Source organism: Streptococcus hyointestinalis, assembly GCF_011039275.1.
GTDB lineage: Bacteria > Bacillota > Bacilli > Lactobacillales > Streptococcaceae > Streptococcus > Streptococcus hyointestinalis_A.
The window spans coordinates 1,285,084-1,301,234 of the sequence record NZ_JAAKGB010000001.1 but is presented as its reverse complement, the minus strand read 5'-3'; the positions used below and the strand labels follow the sequence as shown (position 1 = coordinate 1,301,234).

General features: G+C 44.0%; 15 protein-coding genes and 3 tRNA genes. 16 read left to right on the top strand and 2 right to left on the bottom strand.

The annotated features are described in order from the left end of the window. Positions 1–25: 25 nt before the first annotated feature. Positions 26–664 (bottom strand): glycerol-3-phosphate 1-O-acyltransferase PlsY, encoded by a 639-nt coding sequence (plsY, locus tag G5B60_RS06255; RefSeq protein WP_164683242.1) that lies wholly within the window; start codon positions 662–664, stop codon positions 26–28. Positions 665–784: 120 nt separating this feature from the next. On the opposite strand from plsY, the gene parE reads away from it, so the two are divergent. The 13 genes from parE to G5B60_RS06190 all read left to right on the top strand — a co-directional run bounded on the left by parE (position 785) and on the right by G5B60_RS06190 (position 12,264). After that, entirely contained in the window at positions 785–2,734 is a 1,950-nt protein-coding gene (parE, locus tag G5B60_RS06250; protein ID WP_164683241.1) for a DNA topoisomerase IV subunit B, read from the top strand. Positions 2,735–2,746: 12 nt separating this feature from the next. Further along, positions 2,747–3,127 carry a GNAT family N-acetyltransferase gene (locus tag G5B60_RS06245; protein WP_164683240.1) on the top strand — a complete coding sequence of 127 codons (381 nt, stop codon included), beginning with the start codon at positions 2,747–2,749 and terminating at the stop codon, positions 3,125–3,127. A 12-nt stretch (positions 3,128–3,139) separates the two neighbouring features. Further along, positions 3,140–3,619 carry a GNAT family N-acetyltransferase gene (locus G5B60_RS06240; RefSeq protein WP_115269232.1) on the top strand — a complete coding sequence of 160 codons (480 nt, stop codon included), beginning with the start codon at positions 3,140–3,142 and terminating at the stop codon, positions 3,617–3,619. Positions 3,620–3,635: 16 nt separating this feature from the next. Next, positions 3,636–4,385, top strand: coding sequence for an alpha/beta hydrolase (locus G5B60_RS06235; RefSeq protein ID WP_164683239.1), 750 nt, complete (start codon positions 3,636–3,638; stop codon positions 4,383–4,385). Positions 4,386–4,428: 43 nt separating this feature from the next. Further along, positions 4,429–6,903 (top strand): DNA topoisomerase IV subunit A, encoded by a 2,475-nt coding sequence (gene parC, locus G5B60_RS06230; protein WP_164683238.1) that lies wholly within the window; start codon positions 4,429–4,431, stop codon positions 6,901–6,903. A 66-nt stretch (positions 6,904–6,969) separates the two neighbouring features. Further along, positions 6,970–7,320, top strand: a complete 351-nt coding sequence (locus G5B60_RS06225) for an HIRAN domain-containing protein (RefSeq protein WP_164683237.1) — start codon at positions 6,970–6,972, stop codon at positions 7,318–7,320. Between the two features lie 9 nt (positions 7,321–7,329). Next, positions 7,330–9,048, top strand: coding sequence for an aminodeoxychorismate synthase component I (gene pabB / locus G5B60_RS06220; RefSeq protein WP_164683236.1), 1,719 nt, complete (start codon positions 7,330–7,332; stop codon positions 9,046–9,048). Between the two features lie 59 nt (positions 9,049–9,107). Next, positions 9,108–10,190: a branched-chain amino acid aminotransferase gene (locus G5B60_RS06215; protein WP_277423791.1), complete on the top strand. Its 1,083-nt coding sequence runs from the start codon at positions 9,108–9,110 to the stop codon at positions 10,188–10,190. Positions 10,191–10,258: 68 nt separating this feature from the next. Then, the gene (locus tag G5B60_RS06210; protein ID WP_164683234.1) at positions 10,259–10,489 is read left to right on the top strand and encodes a DUF2969 domain-containing protein; all 231 of its coding nucleotides are present in this window, start codon (positions 10,259–10,261) and stop codon (positions 10,487–10,489) included. 108 nt (positions 10,490–10,597) lie between these two features. After that, positions 10,598–10,678, top strand: a tRNA-Tyr gene (locus tag G5B60_RS06205). Between the two features lie 44 nt (positions 10,679–10,722). After that, positions 10,723–10,794, top strand: a tRNA-Gln gene (locus tag G5B60_RS06200). Between the two features lie 123 nt (positions 10,795–10,917). Beyond that, positions 10,918–12,120, top strand: a complete 1,203-nt coding sequence (gene rpsA / locus G5B60_RS06195; RefSeq protein ID WP_115269246.1) for a 30S ribosomal protein S1 — start codon at positions 10,918–10,920, stop codon at positions 12,118–12,120. 72 nt (positions 12,121–12,192) lie between these two features. After that, positions 12,193–12,264 (top strand) — tRNA-Arg (locus tag G5B60_RS06190). A gap of 171 nt (positions 12,265–12,435) precedes the next feature. Here G5B60_RS06190 and G5B60_RS06185 read toward each other — a convergent pair. Beyond that, the gene (locus G5B60_RS06185) at positions 12,436–12,801 is read right to left on the bottom strand and encodes a hypothetical protein (protein WP_164683233.1); all 366 of its coding nucleotides are present in this window, start codon (positions 12,799–12,801) and stop codon (positions 12,436–12,438) included. A gap of 571 nt (positions 12,802–13,372) precedes the next feature. Between G5B60_RS06185 and G5B60_RS06180 the strand changes: the two genes are divergently transcribed. Genes G5B60_RS06180 through G5B60_RS06170 form a run of 3 tightly spaced genes read left to right on the top strand, consistent with a single transcriptional unit; the run spans position 13,373 to position 16,067 of the window. After that, positions 13,373–14,290: an amidohydrolase family protein gene (locus G5B60_RS06180; protein ID WP_164683232.1), complete on the top strand. Its 918-nt coding sequence runs from the start codon at positions 13,373–13,375 to the stop codon at positions 14,288–14,290. Beyond that, positions 14,284–14,958: a putative quinol monooxygenase gene (locus G5B60_RS06175; protein WP_164683231.1), complete on the top strand. Its 675-nt coding sequence runs from the start codon at positions 14,284–14,286 to the stop codon at positions 14,956–14,958. The genes G5B60_RS06180 and G5B60_RS06175 overlap by 7 nt, the downstream gene beginning before the upstream one ends. Further along, positions 14,955–16,067 carry a low temperature requirement protein A gene (locus G5B60_RS06170; RefSeq protein WP_164683230.1) on the top strand — a complete coding sequence of 371 codons (1,113 nt, stop codon included), beginning with the start codon at positions 14,955–14,957 and terminating at the stop codon, positions 16,065–16,067. The genes G5B60_RS06175 and G5B60_RS06170 overlap by 4 nt, the downstream gene beginning before the upstream one ends. Positions 16,068–16,151 lie beyond the last annotated feature (84 nt).

Sequence of the window (16,151 nt, the reverse complement as noted above, 5' to 3'; positions counted from 1 at the left end):
TTCAGCGTTTTGTGTCTAGCTAGAATTATTTACTTGGCTTTTGATGGCTGAGGTTGAGCCCAAAAGGTACGATATTTTCTTTTTTCTGACGGATACGGCTCAGATTTTCTCGGTGTCTGACAATGATAAGTGTGGCAATGGCTAGCGTTATTATCATAAAGAGTGGGTCGTAGCTGGTCAGGATAAAGTGGCAGGCAGGAAAGACCAAAACGCCAATAATACCGACACTAGCTGCAGCGACACTGGCTAGCGAAATCATGCTGTACAAATACAGCACAATGCCAAAAATAATCAGCAAGAAGATGAGGAAAATCGGTGAATAGCCCAGCAGTACCCCAGCACTAGTAGCAACGGCTTTTCCTCCCTTAAAGCCTGCAAATATCGGAAAAGTATGCCCGATGATGGCAAAAAAACCAAACAAAAGCGGATTGACGCTAACGCCAAAAAGGGCAGGCAGGCAAGTGGCGATAGTCCCTTTTAGAGCATCGATAACAAAAGTGGTGATACCAGCCTTGGCACCTAAGATACGAAAAGTGTTGGTGGTTCCTGTATTGCCAGAGCCGTGCTCTCTAAGGTTTGTGTGGTAAAAAATCTTTCCAATCCAAAGCCCACTAGGAATGGATCCTAATAAATAAGCGATTAAAATAAAAACGAAAACTCTCATGTTTCTAGTATATCACATAAAGCCCTTTTAGCTAAATTCTTTTTGAAAAATAGCAATTTATTTTGCAAAAATCGCCAAAAACTTGTAAGATAGAAAAGATGACTTATTCTGGAGGTTCAAATGCCTAAAAATGATATTAATATAACAAATTATGGTGATGACGCTATTCAGGTGCTAGAGGGGCTTGATGCGGTTCGCAAGCGCCCTGGGATGTATATCGGCTCCACCGATAGCACAGGTCTGCATCACTTGGTTTGGGAGATTGTCGACAATGCAGTTGACGAAGCACTGTCTGGCTTTGGTCAGCAGATTGATGTGACGCTAAATGCGGATGGTTCTGTCAGTGTCGCAGACAGCGGTCGTGGAATGCCAACTGGCATGCACGCTATGGGAATCCCTACTGTTGAGGTGATTTTTACTGTGCTTCACGCTGGAGGGAAGTTTGGTCAAGGTGGCTACAAGACCTCTGGTGGTCTTCACGGTGTCGGCTCATCTGTTGTCAATGCCCTCTCAACATGGCTTGAAGTAGAAATCAAACGTGACGGCAATCTCTACAAGCAGCGCTTTGAAATGGGCGGAAAACCTGTCACAACGCTTGAAAAAATCGGCAAAGTGCCTAAAAATCAGACAGGGACAAAAGTAACCTTCCTGCCAGACGCCAGCATTTTTTCAACAACGGAGTTTAAATTCAATACCATTTGTGAGCGCTTGAAAGAGTCTGCTTTTCTCTTAAAGGACGTCACCATGACGCTGACGGATTTGCGAGGTGACGAGCCGGTCAAGGAAACCTTCCACTATGAAAATGGTGTTGAGGACTTTGTCAGCTACCTCAACGAGGACAAGGAAACGCTAACGCCTGTTATCTTTATCGAGGGCAGTGAGCAGGAGTTTCAAGTGCAGGTGGCACTACAGTATAACGACGGCTTTTCTGACAATATCCTCTCCTTTGTCAATAACGTCAGAACCAAGGATGGCGGGACGCATGAGACAGGTCTCAAGTCAGCCCTGACAAAAGCTATGAACGACTACGCCAGAAAAACGGGGCTTTTAAAAGAAAAAGACAAAAATCTAGAGGGTGCTGACTACCGGGAGGGGCTGTCTGCCGTGCTGTCTATCCTCGTGCCTGAGGAGTATTTGCAGTTTGAAGGGCAGACTAAGGACAAGCTAGGCAGTCCTCTTGCTCGTCCCATTGTTGAGGGCATTGTCGCTGAAAAGCTGACCTTTTTCCTTTTAGAAAATGGTGAGGTGGCGACCAACCTCATCAAAAAAGCCATTAAAGCCCGTGATGCTCGTGAGGCGGCACGAAAAGCCCGTGACGCTAGTCGCAATGGCAAGAAAAACAAGAAAGACAAGGGCTTGTTGTCTGGAAAATTGACCCCAGCCCAGTCTAAAAATCCAGCTAAAAATGAACTCTATCTGGTCGAAGGAGACTCTGCGGGAGGTTCAGCCAAGCAAGGACGTGACCGCAAGTTCCAAGCCATTTTACCGCTACGTGGTAAGGTACTCAACACCGCTAAAGCTAAGATGGCAGACATTCTCAAAAACGAGGAAATCAACACCATGATTTACACCATAGGTGCTGGTGTGGGGAGTGATTTTAAAATTGAGGACATCAACTACGACAAGATTATCATCATGACCGATGCGGATACGGACGGTGCGCACATCCAGACGCTGCTGTTGACCTTTTTCTACCGCTACATGCGTCCGCTGGTTGAAAAGGGGCACGTCTACATCGCCTTGCCGCCACTCTATAAGATGAGTAAAGGCAAAGGCAAGTCTGAGAAAATCGCTTATGCTTGGACAGATGGCGAGCTTGAGGAATTGCGCAAGAGCTTTGGCAAGGGAGCGAGTCTGCAGCGCTACAAAGGGCTCGGTGAGATGAATGCCGACCAACTCTGGGAGACGACCATGAATCCAGAGAGCCGTACGCTCATTCAGGTGACTATTGATGACCTTGCACGTGCTGAGCGCCGTGTCAATACCCTCATGGGAGATAAAGTCGCCCCACGTCGCAAGTGGATTGAAGACAATGTCAAGTTTACCTTGGAGGAAAATACAGTGTTTTAGGAGGTGTTTGCAATGGCTGATATTACACTACGTTTTGGGAAGCCTAGTGACCTAGATGGGATTTTTGTGCTTTACGAGGCTGAGGGATGGACAAACTTTAGTAAAGACAAGGTCGCAAAGATGTTAGCCGCTCCCCTGTCTATTTACTTGGTTTTGGTAGACGATGAGGAGATTGTCGGCTTTGCCCGTTATATGACGGACGAGGTTGAGATGACCTTTATCGGGGAGTTGATTGTCTCCAAAAACTACCGCAGGCAAGGTCTAGGCAGGCGCTTGATAGAGGAGATAAGCGCTCGTCATCCCAAGACACGGCTGGAGCTGGTCTCAGAAGAAGACGACTTTTACAAGGCTGTCGGCTTTTCCTTTATCGGTCATGGCTTTCGGAAAAGATAGGAGTAAAGCAAAATGCAACTAAAACCCTACGAAGATAAATATAAAAATCAAGTTATTGCGCTTATTCTCTACCTGCAAAACTATGACAACAAGGTAGACTTGTCGCTAGAGGAACAGCCAGATATGAATGCCATTCCTCGTTACTATTTTGAGACGGGTGGCAATTTCTGGATTGTGGTCAACGACGAGGACTTGGTGGTAGGCACTATTGGTTTTCTAGTCAAGGGAAAGACCGGTGTGCTCAAGAAATTTTTCGTTCATCCAGACTACCGCGGGCGTGACAAGGGCGTCTCAACGCCGCTTTATGACAAGCTAATTGAGACGGCAAAGGAAAAAGAGCTGGACGCTATCGTGCTAGACACGCCAGCCAACTGTCACGCTGCTCATCGTTTCTACGAGAAAAAAGGATTTGTCCGCATCGAAAAAGATGATTTGCCAGTGCAGTATGATTATCCCGACAGGGATTCGCTCTTGTTTTTGCTAGAGCTTTAGAGGGAAAAGAGAGAGTATGACGAAAACGATTGTGTTTATTCATGGCTTTATGAATAACAATAAGGTCTGGACGGACTGGAAGAGCTTTTTTGAGGAGCGAGGTTACACGGTACATGCGCCGTCATGGCCTTACTTGGACGGAAGAATAGCAGAGCTGCAACAATCTCCAAATCCTGCTTTAGCGCAGCTGATTTTTTCTGATGTGGTCAGCTATTATCAAGACTACATCGCAAAACTCACTGAAAAGCCGATTCTCATCGGGCATTCCTTGGGTGGCGTTATTGTCCAAAAACTAGTAGAGTTGGATTGTGCTGCAAAGGCGGTTTGTGTCAACTCTGGTCCGCCAAAAGGCCTAGCGATTTTGGATTGGAACTTTATCGTTTCTAACCTTCAGTTATTAAACCCATTGTCAAAAGCGCCTACGGTTTGGATGTCGGATAAGTGGTACCACACCTATGTGACCAACGACCTCACCTTTGAGGAGACCAAGGTTTTTAGAGAGAGCTACACGCTACCAAGCAGTAAGCAAGTGGCAAAAACTATCGAAGCCATTGATTTTGCAAAACCGCATGCGCCGCTGCTCTTTATCGCAGGAGGGGCTGACAAGTCACAGCCCGCCAAGATTAACCTCAAAAACGCCAAAGCCTACACGGACAAAAACAGCCAAGTAGACTACAAGTGCTTTGATGAAAGAACCCACAATACCCTCAACCAAACAGGTTGGCAGGACGTGGCAGACTACATCTGTCATTGGGTGGAGAGTTAGGAAAAGGGAAATAGGAGTCGATTAGAAAATTAAGAGGAATCTTATGACCAACATTCAACACATGTCCCTAGAGGACATCATGGGAGAGCGCTTTGGGCGCTACTCCAAGTACATTATTCAAGAGCGGGCGCTGCCTGACATTCGTGATGGGCTAAAGCCTGTTCAGCGTCGTATTCTCTACTCCATGAACAAGGACGGCAATACCTTTGACAAGGGCTACCGCAAGTCAGCGAAATCCGTCGGAAATATCATGGGGAATTTTCACCCGCACGGTGATAGCTCCATCTACGACGCTATGGTGCGCATGTCTCAGGACTGGAAAAACCGTGAGATTTTAGTGGAAATGCACGGGAACAATGGTTCCATGGACGGTGACCCGCCTGCGGCTATGCGTTATACCGAGGCGCGTCTATCTGAGATTGCGGGATATCTCTTGCAGGACATTGACAAGGAGACCGTGCCTTTTGCTTGGAACTTTGACGATACGGAAAAAGAACCGACCGTTCTTCCCGCTGCCTTTCCAAACCTTCTAGTCAATGGTGCGACAGGGATTTCTGCTGGTTATGCCACGGACATTCCACCGCACAATTTAGCGGAAGTCATTGACGCTGTGGTTTATCTGATTGACCATCCAAAGGCGAAGCTAGACAAGCTCATGGAGTTTTTGCCAGGACCAGATTTTCCGACAGGCGCTATTATCCAAGGGCGTGACGAGATTAAGAAAGCCTACGAGACCGGCAAAGGTCGTGTCGTGGTGCGTTCTCGCACAGCGATTGAAACGCTAAAAGGTGGTAAATCGCAGATTGTCGTGACCGAGATTCCTTACGAGGTCAATAAAGCCACGCTGGTGAAAAAAATCGACGAGATTTGCCTCAATAACAAGGTACCTGGTATTGCAGAAGTGCGTGATGAGTCTGACCGTACAGGGCTTCGCATTGCCATTGAGCTAAAGAAAGACGCAGACCAAGAGACCATCCTCAACTACCTGCTCAAATACACCGACTTGCAAATCAACTATAACTTCAATATGGTAGCTATCGACCACTACACGCCTCGTCAGGTGGGCTTGATTGCTATGCTGTCCAGCTACATCGCACACCGCAAGGATATCATCATTTCCCGTTCTCGCTTTGACAAGGAAAAGGCAGAAAAACGCCTGCACATCGTTGAGGGGCTGATTCGTGTCATTTCCATCTTGGATGAGGTGATTGCGACTATCCGAGCGTCTGAAAATAAAGCGGACGCCAAAGAAAACCTCAAGGTCAGCTACGACTTTACCGAGGCACAGGCAGAAGCTATCGTGACGCTTCAACTCTATCGCCTGACCAATACCGATATTGTCACGCTTGAGGAAGAAGAAGCGAGCCTTCGTGAGCGCATTACGCTCCTGCAAGCCATTATCGGTGATGAGCGGACCATGTACAATGTCATGAAAAAAGAACTGCGTGAGGTCAAGAAAAAATTTGCCAGCCCACGTCTGTCTGAACTGCAAGACCAAGCAGAGGTCATTGAGATTGACAGCGCCAGCCTTATCGTGACTGAGGACACCTATGTCAGCGTGACGCGTGGCGGTTACCTCAAGCGCACTAGCCCACGTTCTTATTCGGCGTCGACGCTAGAAGAACTCGGCAAGCGTGAGGATGATGAGCTGATTTTCCTTGCGCAGGCAAAGACCACGCAGCACTTGCTGCTCTTTACCAACCTTGGCAATGTCATCTACCGTCCTGTGCATGAACTGGCTGACATTCGCTGGAAGGAAATCGGTGAGCATTTGTCGCAGACTATTACTACTTACGGCGTTGAGGAGGAGATTATTCATGCGGAGCTTGTCGACGACTTTGAGACATCAGCAGTTTACATGGCAGTCACTGCTCACGGACAAATCAAGCGCTTTGAGCGCTCAGACATCGCACCGTGGCGTACTTACAAGTCAAAAGCACTCAAATACGCTAAGCTAAAAGACGACAAAGACCGTGTGGTGCTATTGACTTTTGCAAATGATGAGGATGTCATGCTGGTATCGCAAAAAGGTTACGCTCTGCGCTTTAATAGCTCGGAAGTGCCCATTGTCAGCAACAAAGCGGCTGGTGTCAAAGCCATGAATCTCAAAGACGGGGACGTCATCAACAGTGCCTTTCTTGTTGTGACAGATAGTTTTTATCTTTTGACCCAGCGTGGTAGTCTCAAGCGCATGGCAGTTGATGTCATTGCCCCAACTAGCAGAGCCAAGCGTGGACTTCTCGTTCTACGTGAGCTCAAGTCAAAACCGCACCGTGTCTTTAAGGCAGGTAGCCTACGAGCTGACGACGCAGCGCTTGATTTATTTACCGCAGAAAATAGCACAAATGCTCCACAAGAACTTGAAATCCTCTCGACCACAGGACAAGTTTACCGTGTCGTGCTGTCAGACTTATCGCTCTCAGAGCGCACAAGCAATGGTAGCTTCATCTCAGAGACTATCTCAGACGAGGAAGTGCTGTCTGCTCGCATTATCAACGATACTTTTGTGACCAAGTAGTAGGATTCTACTTGGTTTTTCATTTGTCTTTTTGCTATAATGTCAGATAGAAGTAGGAGGATAACCATGACTGATATTGTAAAAGGATTTGAGCTGAGCAGGCATTTTTGTGATTTTCATTTGGCAGGATTTACCTACCATGACGGGCTTGACGTGATTAGCGAGTTGACCTTGGGAGCACCAGTCTCTCTAAAGGCTGAACCAAACAACATCCACGACCCAGAAGCTGTCGCTGTCTTTTACGGCGACACCAAGATTGGCTATGTACCACAAGGCAAAAACAAACGTCTCTTTCAGCTCATCTATTTTGGCTATGCGGATATCTTGGAAGCACAGATACAAATGGCAAAGCTAGATACCCATCCAGAGCGCCAATTTCGAGTGCTGGTGCGCCTAAAGGATGGACGTAAGAAGTAGGAAGTGAGCATGCATAAAAAGACCATTATTGATTTTAAGGCCTTAGGCAAACGTCTCATTTTTACTGAACCAATAGCAGAGCTTGTAGCGAGAAAACTCAGCGATGTGAAGCAAGTGCTTGATGCGGTGCAGGCCTATCAAGATAAAGGCTACTATGTCGTAGGCTATGTCAGCTACGAAGCGGCACCAGCTTTTGAAGCTCATTTTGCGGTCAAAAAAGAAGGTTTATCACAAGAATATTTGGCTTATTTCACCGTTCACAAGTCTGCAAAAGAAGTCCCTTTTCCAAGCAGTTACGAGTCAGTCACTATGCCGACTCAGTGGGACAATGCTGTCACAGAAGCTGCCTACCAAGCGGCTATCAGTGCCATTCACGAGCAGATTAGACAAGGCAATACCTATCAAGTCAACTACACGACTTGTTTGAGTGCAGATTTGGCAGCTGATTCCCTCGCTGTTTACAATCGTCTCGTGATTGAGCAGGGCGCTTCTTACAATGCTTACATTGCCCATGATGACTTTGCTGTGGTGTCTGTCAGTCCAGAGCTCTTTTTTGAAAAGCGAGGGCAAAAACTTATCACACGCCCCATGAAAGGGACAACTAAGCGAGGACTAACAGCAGCAAGTGACCTCGAAAACAAGGAATGGCTCAAGAAAGATACGAAAAATCGTGCGGAAAATCTGATGATTGTTGATTTACTGCGTAACGATATGGGGCGCATTTCAGAGATTGATAGCGTTCAAGTCGCTAAACTGTGCCAAGTGGAGCAGTACTCGACCGTCTGGCAGATGACCTCCACTATCGAAAGCAAACTCCAAAAAGATAAGAGACTGCCTGCTATTTTTGAAGCTCTTTTTCCCTGCGGGTCTATCACAGGAGCGCCCAAGATTGCGACCATGGCGATTATTGAGAAGCTTGAAACGCAGGCACGAGGTGTCTATTGCGGGACGATTGGTCTTTGTCTGCCAAATGGCGATGCGCTCTTCAACGTTGCCATCAGGACGCTTCAGATAGCGGGTAGAAAAGCTTACTACGGTGTTGGAGGAGGTATCACATGGGACAGCCAGTGGCAGGACGAGTACATAGAAACTCAGCAAAAAAGCGCTGTGCTCACCCACACCAAGCCTAGCTTTGAGCTTTTGACAACAGCTAAGATTGAAAATGCTCAAGTGACTTTTCGTGACCAACACCTAGAGCGTCTAAGCGAAGCCAGTCGTTATTTTGCTTATCCCTTTGATGAGGAGACTATCTGTGCGCAGCTATCAGCCTTGTGTGAGCAGCTAGATGTGCAAAAGATCTATCGCTGCCGCATGCGTCTCGATAAGCTAGGGCAGTTCACGGTTGACTGTGAGGAATTGCTGCCGCTAGCAGCTAGCATGACAGAGGCTGTGCTTGTCCAGCGAGAGAAACCAGCTGATACTCCCTTTTATTATTTTAAAACCACTTACCGCAAGCATATTCCAAGTGTGTCTCATGAGCAGATTTTCATCTCACCAGATGGCTTTTTACAGGAAACGTCAATTGGTAATATCGTTTTGAAATATGGTGATAGCTACTATACACCGCCTGTTGATGTTGGTATCGTAGACGGCATTTACCGCAGGTTCCTTATTGACAAAGGGCAAATCATTGAGAAACAATTGACACTCAGTAGCCTCAAAAAAGCTGACGCTATCTATGCTTGCAACAGCGTCAGAGGTCTTTATGAATTATGCTTGAAAAGCTAGGAAACATCTCTCTTTAGAGATGTGACCAAAGAAAATTTTCTGAATTTTTAGAAAAACACTTGAAAAACCGTGAAAAAAGCGTACAATATAATACAAGTAAACAGGAAAGAGGACACGCCATGACAGTAGAACTTGACTGGGAAAATCTAGGTTTTTCTTATCGCAAATTACCATTTCGTTATATTTCTTACTATAAGGACGGCAAATGGGACGATGGACAATTAACAGAAGATGCCACCCTTCATTTGTCTGAGAGCTCACCAGCCCTTCACTATGGACAACAAGCTTTTGAAGGCCTGAAGGCTTATCGTACCAAGGATGGCTCTATTCAGCTTTTCCGCCCAGATAAAAATGCAGAGCGCCTGCAAAGAACAGCAGACCGCCTTCTCATGCCGCAAGTACCAACGGAAAAATTCATCGACGCAGCTAAGCAGGTCGTTCGAGCAAACGAAGAGTTTGTGCCGCCTTACGGCACAGGTGCGACCCTTTATCTACGTCCATTGTTGATTGGTGTGGGGGATATTATCGGCGTTAAGCCTGCCGATGAGTATATCTTTACCATCTTTGCCATGCCTGTTGGCAATTATTTTAAGGGTGGCTTGGCACCGACAAACTTTATCGTTTCTGAACATTACGACCGTGCAGCCCCTTACGGAACGGGTGCCGCTAAGGTTGGTGGTAACTATGCCGCTAGTCTCTTGCCTGGTAAGTACGCTCACGACCATCAGTTCTCAGACGTTATTTACCTAGATCCTGCCACTCACACTAAGATTGAAGAAGTCGGATCAGCCAATTTCTTTGGTATCACAAGGGACAATCAATTCATCACACCACTAAGCCCATCTATCTTGCCATCTGTGACCAAGTATTCACTGCTTTACTTGGCTAAAGAAAGATTTGGTATGGAAGCTATTGAGGGTGATGTGAAGATTGATGAGCTGGATAAGTTTGCTGAAGCAGGAGCTTGTGGCACAGCAGCCGTTATCTCACCTATCGGTGGTATCCAGTACCGCGATGATTTCCACGTCTTTTACAGTGAGACAGAGGTTGGACCAGTTACACGTAAACTTTATGATGAATTGACAGGCATTCAATTTGGTGATATTGAAGCACCAGAAGGCTGGATTGTCAAAGTAGACTAAGAAAATGAGCTTGCTCTTGCAAGCTCTCTTCTTTTTGTGTACAATAGAACGAGTGAAAGGAGCATGTTATGGCAAAAAAAGATAAAAAAATTGAAATTCAACTTGTAGATGCTAAGGTTACTGTCAATGCCACATCTGTTGATGGCAGTCAATTAGTGATTGGAAAGCGCATTGTCGGCAACATCGCAGAGCTAGATGGTAAGTTTGCTGTTATTAAAAACGAACAAGTGGCTAGCTTTTACAAAACACTTGACCAAGCCATCGAGAGTATCATCGAAGATTATAACCTCAATCACTAATAAATACATCGAAACAGGCATTTGTGAAAAAATGAGCCTGAAAAGATGAGAAATGGTGAAAAAGGCTTGCACACTAACAAAAACTATGTTAGAATAGTATTTGTTTTTGGAAGGGTAGCGAAGAGGCTAAACGCGGCGGACTGTAAATCCGCTCCTTCGGGTTCGGGGGTTCGAATCCCTCCCCTTCCATTTTTTAGATACTAAACGGGTAGTATTTAAATTAAAATACATCTTGGGGTATAGCCAAGCGGTAAGGCAAGGGACTTTGACTCCCTCATGCGTTGGTTCGAATCCAGCTACCCCAGTCAAAGGTATCAAACTTAGTTTGACACCGTAAAAGCGATAGTCATTGTCCTTGCGGGTTACCTTGAAAAATATATTGTTATCAAAAGTTAGTTAGGCTAACTTTTGTCGGAGGATTTTTTAGAATGAATGAATTTGAAGATTTGCTAAACAGTGTTAGCGATGTTAACCCTGGTGATGTTGTCACTGCGGAAGTTTTAACAGTTGATAATAATCAAGCAAACGTTGTTATTGAAGGAACAGGTGTTGAAGGTGTCTTGACACTTCGTGAATTGACTAACGATCGTGATGCTGATATCAATGATTTTGTTAAAGCTGGTGACACTGTTGAAGTGCTTGTTCTTCGTCAAGTTGTAGGTAAAGATACAGATACTGTAACTTTCCTTGTCTCTAAAAAACGTTTGGAAGCTCGCAAAGCATGGGATAAACTTGTTGGTCGTGAAGGTGAAGTTGTTACTGTTAAAGGAACACGTGCTGTTAAAGGCGGACTTTCAGTTGAGTTCGAAGGTGTGCGTGGTTTCATCCCGGCTTCAATGATCGATACTCGTTTTGTACGTAACACTGAAAAATTTGTTGGCGAAGAATTTGAAGCTAAAATCAAAGAAATCGACCCATCAGAAAACCGCTTCATCCTATCACGTCGTGACGTTGTAGAAGAAGCTGCAGAAGCTGCACGTAAAGAAGTCTTCTCTAAACTTGAAGTTGGTTCTATCGTTAAAGGAACTGTTGCTCGTTTGACTAGCTTTGGTGCTTTCGTTGACCTTGGTGGTGTTGACGGACTTGTTCACGTGACTGAGTTGTCTCACGAACGTAACGTGTCACCAAAATCAGTTGTTTCTGTTGGTGAAGAAATCGAAGTTAAAGTACTTGCTATCGATGAAGAAGCAGGTCGTGTATCATTGTCATTGAAAGCAACTACACCTGGACCTTGGGATGGTGTTGAACAAAAACTTGCTGCTGGTGATGTTATCGAAGGTAAAGTAAAACGTTTGACTGACTTTGGTGCTTTCGTTGAAGTATTGCCAGGTATCGATGGACTTGTTCACATCTCACAAATTTCACACAAACGTGTCGAAAATCCAAAAGATGTTCTTTCAGTAGGTCAAGACGTTACTGTTAAAGTTCTTGATGTGAATGCTGCTGATGAACGTGTATCACTTTCTATCAAAGCACTTGAAGAACGTCCAGCACAATCTGAAGATAACAACAACGAAAAACGTCAATCACGTCCACGTCGTCCACGCCGTCAAGAAAAACGTGATTACGAACTTCCAGAAACTCAAAGTGGTTTCTCAATGGCTGACTTGTTTGGCGATATTGAATTATAATAACAAAAAAGATTTATCAAGATGATAAATCTTTTTATTTTTGCTTGAAATGTGGTATAATGATATCTGTTGCCACCTTTAGTGTAATGGATATCACGTAAGATTCCGGTTCTTGAGATGGGGGTTCGATTCCCTCAAGGTGGATAATATGACGCTCTAAACCCTTGATATACCAAGGGTTTTTAATTATCTTGTCCATTTTTTAAAATGATTTGAATAGTATAGGGATATTGTTTGCAATCAGATAAGATAATTTTGATAGTTATTAAAATCTTTTGAAATTATTTAATTTATTGGAATTATCTATTGCCATGGTTAGTAGTTTTTCTTGATAATGAATTGTGATGATGTATCTTCTTTATCATCATCGGGTGAGGGAAACTTGTTCAAATCATTAAATATATTGTTAACGATTGTCTTTATTTCGAGGATATCATGATAAAGTCTTTCCTCTAAAGTCCCTTGCTCAAGGTCATTATGGGGAGAATATTCTAAATTATTAGCTGTGTTGGATATTCTTTCTTTTGCAATTTTCACATTTGCCAGAGTCTTTTCTCCACCATCTTTGATATTGTAGGAGATGATATTGATCGTTCGGATGTCAAATGGAATATTCTCAGGAGTTTCCTGTCGGATATAAATTGTCGGCTTATTTAAAGCTATTCTATAACCTAGTTCCAAAAAGACATTTGGATTATTGTCTGTGATATCAACTAATACTAAATCAGAATTGATAAGTAATTCAAATATTTTTTCGTCAATTTTGTCAGAATGATAGATTTCATCTACTCGCTTAACATCAAATCCTGATTCAAGCGCTGGTTTGATGATGTGTTCAAGGACTGTATCTGCGTGTTTACGAATTTCAGTTCCCTCTTCGCCAATAGCTGAAACAACAAAGCAAGTTTTTTTTTAGGCATAAAAATCTCCAATCATTTTTAGTTGCATAATATAAAATTAATTGCTATACGGTTAAAGTATTTAGTTTTCAATTAATATATTATGTTTAGGGTTGTGATATTCGAATAATATATTTATGATACCATTTTAAAATCCATTTGTAAATAAAAAATCGAATATTTAGAACATTTTGTCATTCAAGGCTGGTAATGGTCATCTTGATTATATCTAATAAGATAAGTTATTGGTGTAGGTATGCTATTTATAACCTTTCTTCCACACAATACCCTAAAGCGTCTACTTATGCTATAATAGGCATAACATGTGTTTGAATGGTTTTGGAGGGAAAGAGATGAAGATAGATGTGTTTGCGCATGTGTGGTTGCCGGAGTTTAAGAAGCGGATGTTGATGTTGGATGACGATTTGCTGGCTAAGTATCCTTTTGCTAGGCATCCTGATTTAGATAATTTAGCTTTGCGTAGGGAGCATGCTCAATCGGATGTACGGCAGATTGTGTCTTATATCAACACCAATCCAGAGGATTATATGGCAGGGAAAATGGCTGCGCTGCTTGTGCGAAAGGCAAATGAAGAGTTGCTAAAGACTGTCAAAGTAAATGACGACCTCTTTTACGGTGCTGTTGCCATGCTGGCGCTCAACAATATTGATGAGAGTTTGAACATACTAGAGGATACTGTGCTAGCGCACAAGGAAATGCTTGGTGTTCAGCTCTTTACACGCCATTTGGGTAAATCTGTTGCAGGTGAGGCATTTCGTCCTATTATCAGCGCTTGTGCTAAGCTAGGCATTCCTATTTGGTTGCATCCTGTTTTTGATGAGCGTAAGCCGGATAATAATGTCGTATTTTCGTGGGAATATGAGCAGTCGCAGGCGATGTTGCAGCTGGTTCAAGCGGGTTATTTTCAAGAGTTTCCAGATTTAAAAATCATCGTTCACCATGCAGGAGCGATGGCACCTTATTTTGCAGGCAGGATTGAGCATATTTTACCAAAGGAGCTGGCGGCTGACTTTAAAAAGTTTTATGTGGACACGGCACTTTTGGGAAATAGCAAAGCGTTAGAGCTTGCTGTAGATTATTTTGGTGTTGAGCATGTCCTGTTTGGGACAGATGCACTGCTCGGGATTGCGCCAGCTGGTGCGACCAAGGAGATTATAGCAGCTATTGAACAGCTGCCTTTGTCATCCCAAGACAAGGAAGCTATTTTCAAGACTAATATCGAGCGCTTAGTAAGGAGAAAGAGATGTTAACACAACCACCAATGATGCGATTATTTTTTCTAGAGCCTTTTGAGGACAAGATTCAAGAGTTTTCACGTTTGGGGCGAAATAATTTTTCCTCGTCTTTAGAGAAAGAAGAGGGAACGCTTTTTATGGCGTGTGCGCATGAAAAGAACAATCCAGCTAAAAAGATTGTCTTTGAGGTGTATGAGGATGCAGTTGCTTATCAAACGCACGCTGCCTCACAGCATTTCAAAGCATTTGCCTCTTTTGCCAAAGACAACTTGAAAGAGCGTCGAGTCGTGGAGCTTTCTCCGCAGATTTTAGTGGAAAAGCATGGCGAGAAAGCCTTTTTATCGGAAGTGGCTGTAGATATGCGACTAGCCCGTCTAAAGTTCAACCCAGCCCATGCTAAAGCATTTGAAGCGATTGTGGCGAGAGAGATGAAAAAGGCAGTTGCCGTAGAGGATGGTGTTCTCTCCTTGATGGCTGCAAGGGACGTTTCTGACTTGTCTACTTGGTACTTTTTTGAAATTTATAGCAGTCAAGAGGCTTACGACCTCCACAGAGAGACAGCGCATTTTAAAGACTACATCACAGAGTCGCTAGAACTTGTCAGCCAAAAATCCCTTTTTCCTCTATCTGCTGAGTTTCTTATTAGCAAGGGCGGGCTTTCTTTTGAAGGAGGTCTAGCGTGAAGCATAAAAAAGTTGAGTTGACAGAGTTGTTTTATGACCTCGTTTATGTCTATGCTATCAGTCAGATTACTGGCCTCATTCATCACCTGCACCACGGCGTGGTTGCACCTTATGCCTTTTTTAGCTTTGCCTTGGGCTTGATTATTTTTGTCAATTCCTGGATGGTGCAAACTGTCTACACCAACCGTTTTGGGAGCAATTCGCTGGTCAATATCTGCTTTATGCTGGCTCAGATGATTCTTCTGATGATTTCTGCGACAGCTATGTCGCTGGATTGGCAGGAAAACTTTGCAACGATCATGCTCCCTATGGCTGCCATTTCAGGTTTGCTCTTACTGCAGTATGCGGTGAGCTATTATCAAACGGACAATCCTGCTGACAAAGTCTTTATCAAGAATTTCTTTGTCATTTTAGGTGTTCGTACCTTGGTTCTAGCCGTTTCGGTCTTCTTGCCCTATCACTTAGGACTTTTATGTGCTGCGGTTGGTGTTGTGGGGACTTGGATTTTGCCGGGAGTCTTGGGTGCTAGAGGGCATGCCATCAATGCTAAATCCACGCAGCTTAATTTTCCCCATCTCATCGAGCGTCTGTCCTTGCTTGTGATTATCACTTTTGGGGAGATGATTATCGGCATTGCGCCCTTTTTCAAGGAAGAGGTGCTGTCGATCTGGTCAGTTTTGATTTTCATGATTGTGGCGAGTTTGTTTATGGTTTATATCGTAGAGATAGACCATTTGATAGACACTAACCGCAAGGAGCTGACGGGCAATCGTGCTATTTATTTTCACTACCTTATCTTCTTTGGGCTTAGCTTTATCACGGTAGCACTGAGCTTTTTAGAGCAAAGCGGGGTCAATCTTATCTTTGCAACAAGTGTTTTGTATCTTGGGATTGGCTTAGTCCTGCTAGGGACATTGCTACACAATTGCTACAATAAAACCAGCCACCGTATCGAAAGCCTTTTACGCTGGCAGTTGCTTCTCATCTACCTCATCAGTCTAGTACTTACTGTGCTTGGTCGAAATGTGGAAGTCATCATCCTTACAACCTTCATCAGTACCCTGTTAATGGCTGTGCTCATGGTCAGACATAATATCCAAAAAAGCTGAGATTTTTCTCAGCTTTTTTTAATCATACACTGGTTTATCCTTAATAAATGAAAAGATAAAAATAAAAATATTAAAAAAAAAGAC

Coding starts and splice junctions, on each gene's coding strand:
- G5B60_RS06210 (WP_164683234.1), top strand. CDS start 10,259: ATGGCAAAAAAAGATAAAAAAATTGAAATTCAACTTGTAGATGCTAAG.
- plsY (WP_164683242.1), bottom strand. CDS start 664: ATGAGAGTTTTCGTTTTTATTTTAATCGCTTATTTATTAGGATCCATT.
- pabB (WP_164683236.1), top strand. CDS start 7,330: ATGCATAAAAAGACCATTATTGATTTTAAGGCCTTAGGCAAACGTCTC.
- G5B60_RS06175 (WP_164683231.1), top strand. CDS start 14,284: ATGTTAACACAACCACCAATGATGCGATTATTTTTTCTAGAGCCTTTT.
- G5B60_RS06180 (WP_164683232.1), top strand. CDS start 13,373: ATGAAGATAGATGTGTTTGCGCATGTGTGGTTGCCGGAGTTTAAGAAG.
- rpsA (WP_115269246.1), top strand. CDS start 10,918: ATGAATGAATTTGAAGATTTGCTAAACAGTGTTAGCGATGTTAACCCT.
- G5B60_RS06225 (WP_164683237.1), top strand. CDS start 6,970: ATGACTGATATTGTAAAAGGATTTGAGCTGAGCAGGCATTTTTGTGAT.
- G5B60_RS06240 (WP_115269232.1), top strand. CDS start 3,140: ATGCAACTAAAACCCTACGAAGATAAATATAAAAATCAAGTTATTGCG.
- parC (WP_164683238.1), top strand. CDS start 4,429: ATGACCAACATTCAACACATGTCCCTAGAGGACATCATGGGAGAGCGC.
- G5B60_RS06235 (WP_164683239.1), top strand. CDS start 3,636: ATGACGAAAACGATTGTGTTTATTCATGGCTTTATGAATAACAATAAG.
- parE (WP_164683241.1), top strand. CDS start 785: ATGCCTAAAAATGATATTAATATAACAAATTATGGTGATGACGCTATT.
- G5B60_RS06245 (WP_164683240.1), top strand. CDS start 2,747: ATGGCTGATATTACACTACGTTTTGGGAAGCCTAGTGACCTAGATGGG.